The sequence below is a fragment of the Gulosibacter sediminis genome, assembly GCF_014904065.1.
Taxonomy (GTDB): domain Bacteria; phylum Actinomycetota; class Actinomycetes; order Actinomycetales; family Microbacteriaceae; genus Gulosibacter; species Gulosibacter sediminis.
This window is the reverse complement of the sequence record NZ_JACXJG010000010.1, coordinates 138,323-150,773: the sequence shown is the minus strand read 5'-3', so window position 1 is coordinate 150,773 and position 12,451 is coordinate 138,323. Positions and strand designations below refer to the sequence as shown.

General features: G+C 69.6%; 6 protein-coding genes and 3 pseudogenes. 2 read left to right on the top strand and 7 right to left on the bottom strand.

Going from position 1 to position 12,451, the window contains the following annotated elements:
* Window positions 1–79: 79 nt before the first annotated feature.
* From ID132_RS06340 to ID132_RS06330, 3 genes and pseudogenes are all read right to left on the bottom strand, one after another.
* Window positions 80–1,110: pseudogene (locus tag ID132_RS06340) on the bottom strand (tyramine oxidase subunit B).
* Window positions 1,111–1,390: 280 nt separating this feature from the next.
* The gene (locus tag ID132_RS06335) at window positions 1,391–3,499 is read right to left on the bottom strand and encodes an anthranilate synthase component I (protein ID WP_459562445.1); all 2,109 of its coding nucleotides are present in this window, start codon (window positions 3,497–3,499) and stop codon (window positions 1,391–1,393) included.
* A gap of 87 nt (window positions 3,500–3,586) precedes the next feature.
* Window positions 3,587–5,566 carry a MinD/ParA family ATP-binding protein gene (locus tag ID132_RS06330; RefSeq protein ID WP_193128140.1) on the bottom strand — a complete coding sequence of 660 codons (1,980 nt, stop codon included), beginning with the start codon at window positions 5,564–5,566 and terminating at the stop codon, window positions 3,587–3,589.
* A 143-nt stretch (window positions 5,567–5,709) separates the two neighbouring features.
* Here ID132_RS06330 and ID132_RS06325 point away from each other — a divergent pair, with 143 nt between their 5' ends.
* Window positions 5,710–6,165 carry a GNAT family N-acetyltransferase gene (locus tag ID132_RS06325; RefSeq protein WP_193128139.1) on the top strand — a complete coding sequence of 152 codons (456 nt, stop codon included), beginning with the start codon at window positions 5,710–5,712 and terminating at the stop codon, window positions 6,163–6,165.
* Between the two features lie 1,363 nt (window positions 6,166–7,528).
* Here ID132_RS06325 and purH read toward each other — a convergent pair.
* Both purH and purN read right to left on the bottom strand, forming a co-directional pair.
* Window positions 7,529–9,149, bottom strand: a pseudogene (gene purH / locus ID132_RS06315) (bifunctional phosphoribosylaminoimidazolecarboxamide formyltransferase/IMP cyclohydrolase).
* A complete protein-coding gene (purN, locus tag ID132_RS06310) occupies window positions 9,146–9,751 on the bottom strand; it encodes a phosphoribosylglycinamide formyltransferase (protein ID WP_193128137.1) in 606 nt (201 codons plus the stop codon). The pseudogene purH and the gene purN overlap by 4 nt, the downstream one beginning before the upstream one ends.
* A gap of 186 nt (window positions 9,752–9,937) precedes the next feature.
* Here purN and ID132_RS06305 point away from each other — a divergent pair, with 186 nt between their 5' ends.
* The gene (locus ID132_RS06305) at window positions 9,938–10,501 is read left to right on the top strand and encodes a hypothetical protein (protein ID WP_125107060.1); all 564 of its coding nucleotides are present in this window, start codon (window positions 9,938–9,940) and stop codon (window positions 10,499–10,501) included.
* Window positions 10,502–10,503: 2 nt separating this feature from the next.
* Here the strand turns inward: ID132_RS06305 and ID132_RS06300 are convergent, their stop codons facing one another.
* Together ID132_RS06300 and ID132_RS15205 are read right to left on the bottom strand one after the other, a co-directional pair.
* On the bottom strand, window positions 10,504–12,105 hold the full coding sequence (locus tag ID132_RS06300) for a cell division protein PerM (protein WP_413229354.1): 1,602 nt from the start codon (window positions 12,103–12,105) through the stop codon (window positions 10,504–10,506).
* Window positions 12,044–12,373, bottom strand: a pseudogene (locus tag ID132_RS15205) (cell division protein PerM); the annotation flags it as partial. The pseudogene ID132_RS15205 and the gene ID132_RS06300, both read right to left, overlap by 62 nt.
* Between the last annotated feature and the right edge of the window lie 78 nt (window positions 12,374–12,451).

The following is a 12,451-nucleotide window of genomic DNA, read 5'->3' as shown; positions in this document are numbered from 1 at the left end:
CGCAGAAGGGATATATACCCCCTGCGCCGTCTATGGGACAGCTGGGTCACGCGACGGCGATGACCGCCGTCGCGCGGTGTCAGACGAGTGCCGGTGTCTGCCAGAGCGGCAGGCTCGTGCCGATGCCCCGCTCAAGGGCGTTGCGGTACAGCACGGTGCCCCACGCGACGTCCTCGATCGGCAGGCCGCCGATCGACACGAGCACGATCTCCTCGGGCGTGCGGCGCCCCTCGGTGCGGCGTTCGACGACGGGGCCGAGCTCCTCGATGTCCCAGTGACGCAGCTTGTTTTCAGAGACGAGGTCGAGGAACTTGTTGCCGATGATGCCGACGTGGTGGTGCGTCGGTGTCGGGAATTCCATGCCCCACGCTTCGTAGAGACCGTACGAGTCGACAACCTTGCGCACCTCTTGCGCCTCGAGGCCCTCGTCGATGTTCGCGGCGGCCGGCATCGTCACGAACGCGCCCGCCTCGAGCCACTCGCGCCGGATCATCGGGTACGCGTCAACGTCGCCCGCCTTCGCGGTCGTGCAGACGGCAACGACGTCGCAGCCGCGCACGGCGTCTTCGTCGCGGTCGACCTGCTCGATCGTCGTAATCTGCGGCACGAACTCGGCCACCCACGCGCGGAAGTCGTCGATGCCCTGCTGGCTGCGGCCGCGCACCTTGACGGTGTCGAGCATCGGGCATGCCACAGCGAGCGCGGCGAGCGTCGTGCGTCCCATGACGCCCGGGCCGATCACGCCGGCGACCCGCGAGTCGCCGCGCGCGAAGTGCCGCGCGGCGACGCCAGAGACGGCGCCGGTGCGCATCGCCGAGAGCAGGTTCGCCGACATGAGCGCGAGCGGTGCCGCCGTGTCGGTGTCGTTGAGCATGAACATGAGGATCGAGCGCGGCAGGCCCTTGNCGAGCCGTACCACTTCACGCCCGTCGTGCCGAACGAGCCACCGAGGTAGGCCGGCATCGCGGTAAAGCGGCGGTCGTCGCTGTTCGCGGGCATATTCTCGAACGGCGGGTCATCGGGGAAAATCATGCGGGCGCCGTGCGAGTCGTTGTTCGGGCCGGCCATGCGGTAGTCGCCGGCGGCGTAGAGCGCGAAGGTCTCTTCCATCGCATCGACGCAGGCGGCCATGTCCATCACTCCAGCGGCGATCGTGTCGTCTTCGGAGAGGTAACGGAAATCAATACGCGTATTCACCGCTCGATTTTGGGCTCAATCGGTGAACGGTTGGTAATCGACGCGCCGACGAATATGCCCCAATTTTGACCGGTTTGTTCGCAACCATTCATCACGTGACAAATTGCACCCAAAAACCCGCCGGACCAAGGGTTTCACGGCACATTGCGTCCACGCTGCGACCCGTCGAAGCAGGCCCGCGCAACACGCCCGGCTAGCGCGCCGAAAGTTGCGGCACGGGGATGCGCTCGAACACCGCGTCGATGATGCGGCGACCTGCCGCATCGCGCAGCGTCATGAGCGATTCGGGGTGGAATTGCACCGCGAACCACGGCTGCTCGCGGTGCTGAATCGCCATCGGCACGCCGTCGTCGTCGCTCGCGACGACGACGAGTTCGTCGGGCAGCGTCGCCGGATCGATATACAGCGAGTGATAGCGGCCGGTCACGATGCGCTCGGGCAGTTCGTCGAGGAACCCCTCGGCCACTCGCACCGCATCGCGCTCCTTGCCGTGCAGCGGATACCCGAGCTGGCCGAGCGACGCCCCGAAGTACTCGCCGATCGCCTGCTGCCCGAGGCACACGCCAAATACGGCGAGGCCGCGAGCGTNGACGGCGGCGAGGATGCGCGCATCCTCGAAGTCGCGCGGGTTGCCAGGCCCCGGCGACATCACGACGAGGCTCGGGTCGGCGTCGTCGAGCGCGGCCTGAATGTCGACCTCCGAAAGCCCACCCCGCGGCACGCGCACCGTGCGCACCTCGGCGCCGGTCGCGCGCAGGTAGCCGGCAAGCATCTGCACGAACGAGTCCTCGTGGTCGAACATGAGAATGCGGTGCCCCGCGCCGCTCGCGGCGACCGGCTCGGTCTCAGTTTCGGCCGCGGCCGTCGCATCCGGGCCCGCCGCAATCGCCTCGATCAGCGCCTGCGCCTTCATCTCGGTCTCGCGCTCTTCGTCTTCGGGCGTCGAGTCGATGAGCAGCGTGCCACCGGCGCGCACCTCGGCGATGCCCCCGCGGATCATCGCCGCGCGAATTGTCAGGCCGGTGTTGACGTCGCCGTCGGCATAGAGCACCCCGAGCGCGCCGGCGTACCAGGTGCGCGGCGAGCGCTCGTGCTCGTCGATGAACCGCATCGCCCAGATCTTCGGGGCCCCGGTCACGGTCACGGCCCACATGTGCGTCGCGATCGCGTCGAGCCCGTCGAAGCCTTCGCGCAGCCTGCCCTCGACGTGGTCGACGGTGTGGATCACCTTCGAGTAGAGCTCGACCTGGCGGCGCCCGATGATGCGGATGCTGTCGGGCTCGCAGATGCGCGACTTATCGTTGCGGTCGACGTCGGTGCACATCGTGAGCTCCGAGGCGTCCTTGTCAGAGTTGAGCAGGGTGCGGATGCGGTCGGCATCCTCGATCGCATCGGCGCCGCGGGCGATTGTGCCCGAGATCGGCGCGGTCTCGACCCGCGAGCCGTGCACACGCACGAACATCTCGGGGCTCGCGGTGACGAGAAACTCGTTGTCGCCAAGGTTCATGAGCGCGCCGTAGGGCGCGGGGTTGTCGCGCACGAGGTTGCGGAACACCTGCGCCGGCGAGGTGCGCACGGGGCGACGGAACGCCTGGCCCGGCACGACCTCGAACAGGTCACCGCGCGCGAACGAATGCTTCGCCTCACGCACGAGCGCGGCATACTCCCCCGGCGCGTGGTCGCGGCTCGCCTCGGCCGAGGCCGGCGCCGCGGTGAATGGCGACACGGTCTCGCTGCGGGCGACGCCGATGGTCGAGGCGCCCTCGTAGTCAAAGTCAAAGTCGTAGCGACGCGCGTCGCCGCGCTGTCGGTCAACGGCAAGGATGCTGTCGGGCAGATACACCGCGAGGTCGCGCTGCTCGCCGCCCGCGGGCTCGGCGAGCGTCTCGATCTGCCGCACGAGGTCGTAGCCGAACGCGCCGTAGAGGCCGAAGTGCCGGCCCGAGTCCTTTGGCAACTGCTCGAGAATGACCCGCAGCACCGTGAAGCTCGAGCGGCGGCGCGTGCGCTGCTCTTCGGGGAGCAGTTCGTCGCGCTGTGGGGTGACACGAATACGCGTGTCGGTCTCGTCGACCCGCTGGACGTCAATGCCGTNCGGCGGCTTCGAGCGCGTCGGTGAAGCACGCGAGCGGCACCCGCCCGCGGTCGTTGAGCGCGCGCATCCGCAGCTCGAACCCGCGGCCCTCGAGCGAGAGCGGCGGGTCGATGAAGCCGATGTCCCATCGTGTGTAACGGCCCGGGTATTCGACGCCCGACGCGAGAATGACCCCCGCGCGCTCGTCGAGCCCGGCAACGATGGCATCCATTTCGGCCGGGGTGGCCGACTGCTCTCCCGCTACAACACGCAACATACCTCTAGCCTAGATGCCTCGCGGCACCCGGATGCGCGCTACAGCCCCTGCGAGATGACGGCCGCCGCGTGGCGCCAGGCTTCGAGGGTGCCGGGCTGCAGGCTCGGGATGTCGAGCTCGCCGCCGCCCACGAACTCCTGGTCGTACGGCACCGACACGACGGCGCGCGTGAGCTGCTGGAAGTGCGAGGTGAGCTTCAGGGTGAGGTCGGTGTCTTCCTTCTCGGAGGGCGACGAGAGAATCGTCACGGCGTTCGCAAGCTTGTCACCGTAGCCACGCTCACGCAGGCCGTCGGCGAGCCACGCGGCCGATGCCGCCGTGTCTTCGCGTGCCGTCGACACGATGACGAGCTGGTCGGCGACGTCGAGCGCGGCCTCCCAGTTCGAGGCGCGCATGTTGTTGCCCGTGTCGATGACCATGATGCGGTAGAAGCGCGACAGCACGGTGTGCAGGCGGCTGAACGCGTCGTCGTCGATGATCGCGGCGCTCGCCGCGTCGTCATCGCTCGCGAGCACGTCGAACTTCGCGTCGCCCTGGTTGCGCACGTAGCGGTCGACGTCGGCGATCGTCATGCCGCCCGAGATCTCGAAGCGCGGCAGCTCGCGCAGCAGGTCGACGGCGGTGTTCTTGTTCACGCCGGGGCGCGAGCGCCACCCGAGGGTGCCGCGGGTCTCGTTGTTATCCCACGCGAGCGTGTAGCCGCCGCGCATGGTGCCGAAGGTCGCCGCGATCATCAGTGTCGCGGTGGTCTTGTGGGCGCCACCCTTCGGGTTCATCACGACGATCGTGCGCGGGCCCTGGAAGGTGCGCTGAATCGACGCGATCTCGTCGCGACGGCTGCGCTCCTTCGCGCCCGGGCCGAGCGTGATGAGCCCGCCGGTCATGCGGCGCAGGTTCGCGCGCCATCCCTGCTCGGCGGGCCGCTTGCGCGCCGGCGACTTCTCGGCGAAGAAGTCGTCGAGGGTCGGCACTCCCTCGGTGTTCGGTCGGTGTTCGGGCTTCGGCGGCGTGCCCCGTCGGTCGTGGCTGCCGCCGTGCTCGGCTGCGACGCTCGCGGCGGCCTGCGCGGCGCGAGCGGCCGCGGGGCTCTGGTGTGGCGTCGCCTCGGGTGCGGCGCCGGTGTCGCGACCGCGGCCGCGCAGGAAGTTCGGCTGCCACTCGGCGGTGTCGGCGGCGTCTTCGACCGTGGCGTCCTGGTCGTGCCAGACGGGAGGCTCCGCATCGGCGGGGCGGTCACGCCACACCGGCGGCTTCGAGCCCGGGGTCTGCTCGAACGGCGGCTTGTCGCCCTTAACGTCGGAGTCGGCGGGGTCGGTTTCGCCCGACTCCTCAGCCTGCTCAGCCACATCCTGCTCGGCTTCGGCCTGCTCGGTCACGGCCTGCTGCTCGTCAAGCTCGTCGAACTCGTGGTCGAGCCCCTCATCGTGGAACTCATCGTCGACTTCCTCGTCGAGCAACTCGTCAGCCTCGCCGACCGGCACCGGGCCGGTCTTCGCGCCGTCGAACAGCCCCTGCGTCGAGAGCGCGGCGTCTTCGTCCTGCGCCGTCTCTTCGCCACGCAGCAGTTCGTCGTAGTCGAGCTTGGCCATCATGGCCTCGCGCGGCAGTCGCTCGGTCTCGTGCACGGGCACGCTCGGCGCATCAACGTCGGTCGACGGCTCGTCGACGTCAAGTCCGAACAGCGACGCGTAGCCGCCGTCGGTCTGACGGATCGGCGCCTCGGGCGTGAGGTCGTTGTCCCCCGGCTGCAGCGGTCGCATATCGCCGACCTCGTCGACCTGGCCGTCTGCCGTGCAAAGCAAGTCATAAACGCCATCGACGTCGATCGTCGTCACGTGCACCTCGATGCCCTCGTCGAACGCGACCGCGAGCGCCCGCTCCATGAGCATGCCGCGGAGTTCGTCGGAATCCGCCGCGCGCATCCGGGTCACTCGTCCGCCATCGCGCAGCTCGCCTTCGCCGTCCGAGCGCACCAGCACCGTGAGCTCTCGCAAGCCGCCTGTCGCCTCCTGAGTCATCCCGACCTCCCCGTGTGCAGCCGGCCTGTGCCAGCGCGCCATCAACAAACCTCCGTTCAGTCTAGGTTGCCGTCACGTGCGAGTTTCGCTTCATCCTGGTAAACACCCCGGGCGGTTTCAAGACTTCCAGGTACGCTGCGAACATGACTGAGATGCGCATCGCCCCGCTGACCGCCGACAACGTCGTCGCCGCTAACGCCCTCACGCTCAAGCCCGGGCAGGAGGCATTCGTTGCCCCCGTTTCGCACTCGATTGCCGAGGCCTACGTCAACCAAGAGACCATGTGGCCGCGCGTGGTCGAGGCCGACGGCAACATCGTCGCCTTCATCATGGCGACGTTCAACGAAGAGGCGGCAGATGAGCTCTACCGAGCCACGATCCTCCGTATGAACGTCGACGCCACGCAGCAGCGCCGCGGCATCGGCCGGTTCGCGGTGGACGCGGTGGTCGACGAGGCCGTCAACCGCGGCTTCGACCAGGTGGTCGCGGTCTGGGAAGACGGCGACCTCGGCCCCGGCAAGTTCTTCACCGCGATGGGCTTCGAGATTGTCGGCGAGACGCAGTACGGCGAGGTCATCGGCATCCGCAAGATCTCCTAGGGCGCCCGCGCACGGCGACGCAACGAAGAACCCCGCGACCATTGGTCGCGGGGTTCTTCGTTCATGGCCTAGTCGCGCGAACGCAGCGAGAGCCGCGGCAGCGTGCCGCCGACCTGTGCGAAGGCGCTGATGTCGAGCCGCTCGACCTCGTAGCCGAGGTCTTCGAGCAGGTCTGCCGTGCTCGGGGCGTCGGCTGACACGGCGAGCGCCGTCGGCGAGAGCGCGAGCACCGCGGCGCCCGCGGGCTCGGGGGCGATGAGGCAGTCGCCGAGCACATCGGGGGTCTCGAGCGCCTCGCGCCAGATGAGTCGAGTGCCGTCGGGCAGCACGCTGAGCGCCTCGCTGAGCAGCACCGAGCCGATCATCGGCACGCCGACGACGCGATAGCCGCGGTCACCAAGCAGGCGGCGCAGACCGCGCACGGCCGACTTATTCGTCGTGCCGCCGACACCGACATAGAGCACGCCTTCGGCCTGCACGACGTCGGCCGGGTTGAACTCGGCGGGGGCCTCAAGCTCGTCGAACACGGCACCCGCGGTCTCGAGGGTTTCGCGCACGGCGATGAGGCTCGCGCGGGCCTCGCCGTGCTTCGGGCGAGCCATGATGACCTGCTCGCCGAGCACGAGTGCGGTGTCGCCGAGCAGCACCGACCGCTCATCGTCCTCGTCGCCGCCCGGCACGGCCTGCGTGCCCCAGTCGTGCTGCTCGAATGCCGAGACGAGGGCCTCCCACTGCTCGTTCGCATCGTCCGATTCGTCACCGAGTCGCTCGAGCAGCGCGTCCGAGGGGATGCGCAGGAACGCCGAGCCGGAGTCGAACGTCGAGGCGGTTGCCTCGCCGCTCGCGGCCGCAGCGTAACGTGCGGGCTCGCCGGCCACCGNCGCGAGCGTGCGCAGGGCCGCGGGGGCGACGAAGGTCGCCGAGAGCATCCCCGAGACGAGCAACGGGAAGTTGAGGCCGAGGAACTCGCTGAAGATCGCCGCCCAGGCGTCGCCGTTGAGGTCGACCCCGTTTGAGACGATCTGCAGCAGGTACCCGAGCGCGCCGCCGATGATGATCGACACCGTGCCCGCGATGAGCCCGCGCCACCAGTTGCGCAGCCAGCCGAAGAGGCCGAAGATCGCGAGCGCGACGAAGTAGATCAGCACCGGCACGACGGCGATGCCGAACGCGTTCGAGAACGTGTCCCACACCGACACAGAGAAGGTGAGGTCGCGTTCGTTCGTCTTAAACAGGGTCGCGGCGAGCGTCACCCCGGCCGCCGCGAGCGCGGCGAGCGCGACGATGGCGAGCTGGGGTTTCGGAGTGGACTGCTGAGACAAATCGGGCTTTCTGAGTCGGCGGCGGGGAGGGCTGCGCGGGGTTAGTGGAAGAAGTGGCGTTCGCCGGTGAAGTACATCGTGATGCCGGCCTGCTCGGCGGCCGCCTTCACCTCGTCGTCGCGAATCGAGCCTCCCGGCTGCACGACGGCGCGCACGCCGCCCGCGATGAGGGTTTCGAGGCCGTCGGCGAAGGGGAAGAAGGCGTCGGATGCGGCGACCGAGCCGCTCGCGCGCTCGCCCGCACGGTTCACCGCGAGGTGGCACGAGTCGACGCGGTTGACCTGGCCCATGCCGACGCCGACCGCGGCGCCGTCGTGGGCGAGCAGGATCGCGTTCGACTTCACGGCGCGCACGGCCTTCCACGCGAATTCGAGGTCGCGCAGGGTCGCCTCGTCGGCGGCCCCGCCGGTGACGAGCTCCCAGCTCGCGCTGATGCCCTCGGGCGCGTAGGTGTCGGGGGTCTGCGCGAGCAGGCCACCCGAGATCTGGCGCAGCTCGAGCGCCTCACGCGCGTAGCCCTCGGGCAGCTCGAGCAGGCGGATGTTCTTCTTGCGCGAGAGGATCTCGCGCGCCTCGTCGGCGAAGCCGGGGGCGACGACAACCTCGGTGAAGATTTCGCTCAGGGTCTGCGCCATCTCGGCCGACACCTCGCGGTTCGCGGCGACGACGCCGCCGAAGGCCGACACGGGGTCGGTCGCGTGCGCGCGGCGGTGTGCCTCGGCGATGGCCGCGGCGTCGTCAAGGTCGGCGGGCGCGATCGCGATGCCACAGGGGTTCGCGTGCTTGATGATCGCGACGGCGGGCTCAGCGAAGTCGTAGGCGGCGCGCACGGCGGCATCGGCGTCGACGTAGTTGTTATACGACATCTCCTTGCCGTGCAGCTGCGTCGCCTGGGCGATGCCGTGGCCGTCGGCGAGGCGGTAAAGCGCCGCCTGCTGGTGCGAGTTCTCGCCGTAGCGCAGCGGGGTGCGCTCGGCCGCGACGACCTTGAGCTGCTCGGGCAGCGCGGCAGGCGCATCCGCCTCGGCCGCAGCAGCGAGCTCGCGCTTGAACCAGTTCGAGACGTTGGTGTCGTACTCCGCGGTGTGCGCGAAGGCTGCGGCCGCGAGGTCGCGGCGCTGCGCAAGCGTCGTGCCGCCGTCGCCCAGCGCGGCAATGACCTCGTCGTAGCTCGCCGGCGACACGACGATCGCCACGTTCGCGTGGTTCTTCGCCGAGGCGCGCACCATCGCGGGACCGCCGATGTCGATCTGCTCGACCACGTCGTCGCCCTGCGCGCCCGAGGCGACGGTCTCGGCGAATGGGTAGAGATTCACGACAACGAGGTCGAAGGGTTTGATGTCGAACTNCGCCGAGCTGCTGCTCGTGCGACGCGAGGCGTAGGTCGGCGAGCAGGCCGCCGTGAATCGCCGGGTGCAGCGTCTTGACGCGGCCGTCGAGCATCTCGGGGAAGCCGGTGACGTCGGCGGCGTCGGTCACGGCCACGCCGAGGTCGCGGATGCGCCCCGCGGTCGAGCCGGTCGAGACGATTTCGACGCCGGCCTCGCCGAGCGCGGTCGCGAGGCGCTCGAGGTCGGTCTTGTCCGAGACGGAGATCAGAGCGCGGCGGATCTCGATGCGGTCGCGCTCGCGACGGGGTTCGGTGATTTTCGGGGCGCTCATGATGCGATCTCCTTCAGGTTCAGGGTGCCGGCGGCGAGGTGTCGCACCGTGTCGAGCAGCAGCTGCCGCTCGACGACCTTGATGCGTTCGTGCAGCGTCACCTCGGTGTCATCGGGGGTGATGGCGATGCGGCGCTGGTCGATGATGGGGCCCGTATCGACACCGTTGTCGACGATCATGATCGTGGCGCCAGTTTCGTTGGCGCCGGCCTCGAGGGCATCGCGCACGGCGTGCGCGCCGGGGAACTCGGGCAGATACGCGGGATGCGTGTTGAGCAGCTCGGGCGCGAGTGCGTCGACGACGCGCGGCGGCACGAGACGCATGAAGCCCGAAAGGATCGTCAGGTCGGGGCCGAACTCGCGCACCTTGGCGAGCAGCGCATCCCCCCACGCGGCGCGGTCGGGGTACGCGCCCGGCGCGACGACGAAGGTCGCGATGCCCCGCTCGTCGCCGAGTGCGAGGTTCGCCCGCTCGGTGTCGGCGCCGATCGCGACGATCTCGGCGGCGATGGGCGCATCGCTCGCGCGCGCCTCGTCGAGGCCGTCGAGGAGCGCGCGAAGGTTCGATCCGGTTCCGGAGATGAGCACGACGACCTTAAGCACCAGGCAATTCTACGCGGCACGCGACTGGACGCCGCGGGAAGCCGCCGCGGCCCCACTCGGTAGGAAATGCGCGCGCGGTAGGCCAGGCAGTACATCCGTCGACCGATCCGCCCCGAGCATCCGACCGGAATGATTTGAGGAGACACGGCGCACGAGCGCCGGACGACTTCGAGGAGACCCCCCAAAATGTTCCGCAAACAGGCCAACCCGTTCGTTCGCTTCGGGCTCAGCTCGCTCGTCATCGGCATCGTGCTGCTCGCGCTCAACATCTTCAACACCGCCCGCACGGTAGCCGAGTACCCCGGCATCGACTTCATGGATGTCTTCTGGGTCACCGAGGGCACGAACGGTGCGAGCAACGTGCGCCTCATGGTGCAGGTGTGGGGTCCGGTCATTCTCATCCCGCTCGGCATCATTCTGCTCATCGTCGCCGTCGTGACCCGCAAGGGCAACCAGGATGCGCAGCAGCAGGCCGGCGGCCAGTCGGCCGCGGGGCAGTTCGGCGGCCAGCAGGCCGCGCCGCAGTACGGTGCGCCCCAGCAGTCGCAGCAGTGGCAGCAGCAGTCGCAGGGGGCGCAGGCCTCGCAGTGGACGCCCGAGCAGCCGCAGCATGCGCCGCAGGCGCCGGCCCAGCAGTACGGCGCGCAGGCCGGTTACTACCCGGCGCAGTCGACGCAGGGTGACGCCGCCGCGCCGCAGTACGGCCAGCAGGCGCCCAACTTTGGCGACGACCAGGTCACCAAGCAGTAACGCTACTTTCGAGGTCCTCGCGGCGCCTCGTCAAGGTCGATATCTCCGTAGATGTCGGGTTCGTCGGGGCGCCGCAGTGCGTCTGCCAGGTCGCCGAGGTCACGGCGCGGCGCGGGCTTGCGACCGGGCGTCGAACGTTGGTCAGCGTCGCGCTGACGAGTCGCTCGGTCGGATGCGGTGGGCTCGGGGGCAGCGTCGTTGTCGCTCGTGAGCTCGTCGCTCGCGTCGTCGGCCGCGTCGTCATCATGCGCGATGGCGCTGCCCGCGCCCGATCGTTGCCGGGCCCGGCGTACGACCGTGAGCGGCGCATCCTCGTCGTCGTCGTCGAACTCGTCAGCCTCAGCCTCAGACTCGGCAGCACGTAGCTCGCCGCGTTCGAGCTCATCGGTGTCGAACTGGTCGCGCGGCTCGGTGGCGTGGTCGCGATCTTCCTCAGGCCAGTTGCCGTCGCCGTCGGCGTCGCGGGCGACCGTGGTGGTACGTCGGAGGCCGGCGGTGAGGTCGTCGAGGCGATCCTGCGTCGCGTAGACGGCCCGCCGCCACCAGGCGGTGCGGGCCGGCCCGTCGAGGTCATCGAACTCGGCGTAGGGGTCGGCGTCGTCCTCGACCGCGCGGAGGGTGCGGGCGGTGCGCACGTCCTCGAGATCTTCGGTCGCGAGGTCACGGAACGCGCCCGGCTCCTCCGGTGTCTCGAGTTCGTCGGCCGCGAGGACGGGCACGGGGATGTACGCGCCTGCGACCGCGCCGATGAGCAGCAGCGCGGTCGCGTAGACGAGCACGAGCCAAGGCACTGGGCCGAATTCGGTGAGGCGCCCCGGGCCGACCGCGCCGCGCGAGAGGTACGCGAGCCAGGTGAGGATGAGCGCCGCGACGATCGCGCCCGACGCGGGCACGATGAGGCGCTGCCACCAGGGCCCCGCATCCGCGCCCTTCGTCGTCGTGCGCAGCCACATCGTCAGCACCGCCGCGAGCAACACCGGCAGCGCGAGCAGCGACCAGAGCAGGGTGGTGTGCGGCTCGGGCACGACGCCGAGCAGCGGCAGGATGGGCAGCGGGCCCGCATCGGTCGCCCCGGGATTCGCCATCGTGCCGGCGCCGAACTGGACGCCCGCACCGAGCAGCCACGCGATCGCCCACACGAGCAGCGTCGGCAGGTAGAGCAGCTCGGTGAGACCGACCGACACATTGCCCCAGGCATCGAGCTGAAGCAACTGCGTGAGGCCCACAATGTCGCCCATGTTCAGCACGAGACCGACGAGCACGAGCGCGCTCGCGAGCGCGAACAAGCCGACGACGAAGCCGAGCGCGAGGCGAAGGGCGCGGGATGCGGCGGTCAGAATCGCGTCGGTACGGTCGCCGAGCAGGCGAGTCCAGGGCACAAACTCCCAGATGCGCGCGCCAGCGAGGAGTCCGACGACCCAGATGAGCGTGCCGCCTGCGGNCGACCCCGCCCGGCTCGAGGCGGGCGATGTCGGTGCCGCCGAGCTGGAGCGCGAGCTGGTTGCCGATGATGAAGGCGGCCGCGCTGACCGCGAGCGACAGCCACGGCCCGTCCTCGTCGGCCTCGACGATGCGGCGGCCGGTGCGCCACGCGAACCACGCAATGTAGGCCGTGATCGCGAGCGGCGCGAGCGAGACGACGAAGCCGAACGGCTCGGCGAGCTGCAGCGAGGGGAAGGCCTCCGGATGCACTGTGAAGCCGACGGCGCTCGTGAGGCCGAGCGTCCACAGCGCCATCGCTGCGGCAAGCGGCACCTCCCACGGGGTCGTCTGGAAGCTGCCAGAAATGAGCCACCCGGCCGCGGCGACGGCGAGTGGCGTAAGAATGCCGACGACGACCGCGAGCGCGGTGTCGGCGAGCGCAGCGAACATCGTGGCGAGGCGGGACATAGCGTTCTGAGCGTAGTGCAGCCGGCTGGCGCATCCGCCCTGCCAAGCCGCCCTCCCCGG

Coding starts and splice junctions, on each gene's coding strand:
- ID132_RS06305 (WP_125107060.1), top strand. CDS start 9,938: ATGTTCCGCAAACAGGCCAACCCGTTCGTTCGCTTCGGGCTCAGCTCG.
- ID132_RS06325 (WP_193128139.1), top strand. CDS start 5,710: ATGACTGAGATGCGCATCGCCCCGCTGACCGCCGACAACGTCGTCGCC.
- ID132_RS06330 (WP_193128140.1), bottom strand. CDS start 5,566: ATGACTCAGGAGGCGACAGGCGGCTTGCGAGAGCTCACGGTGCTGGTG.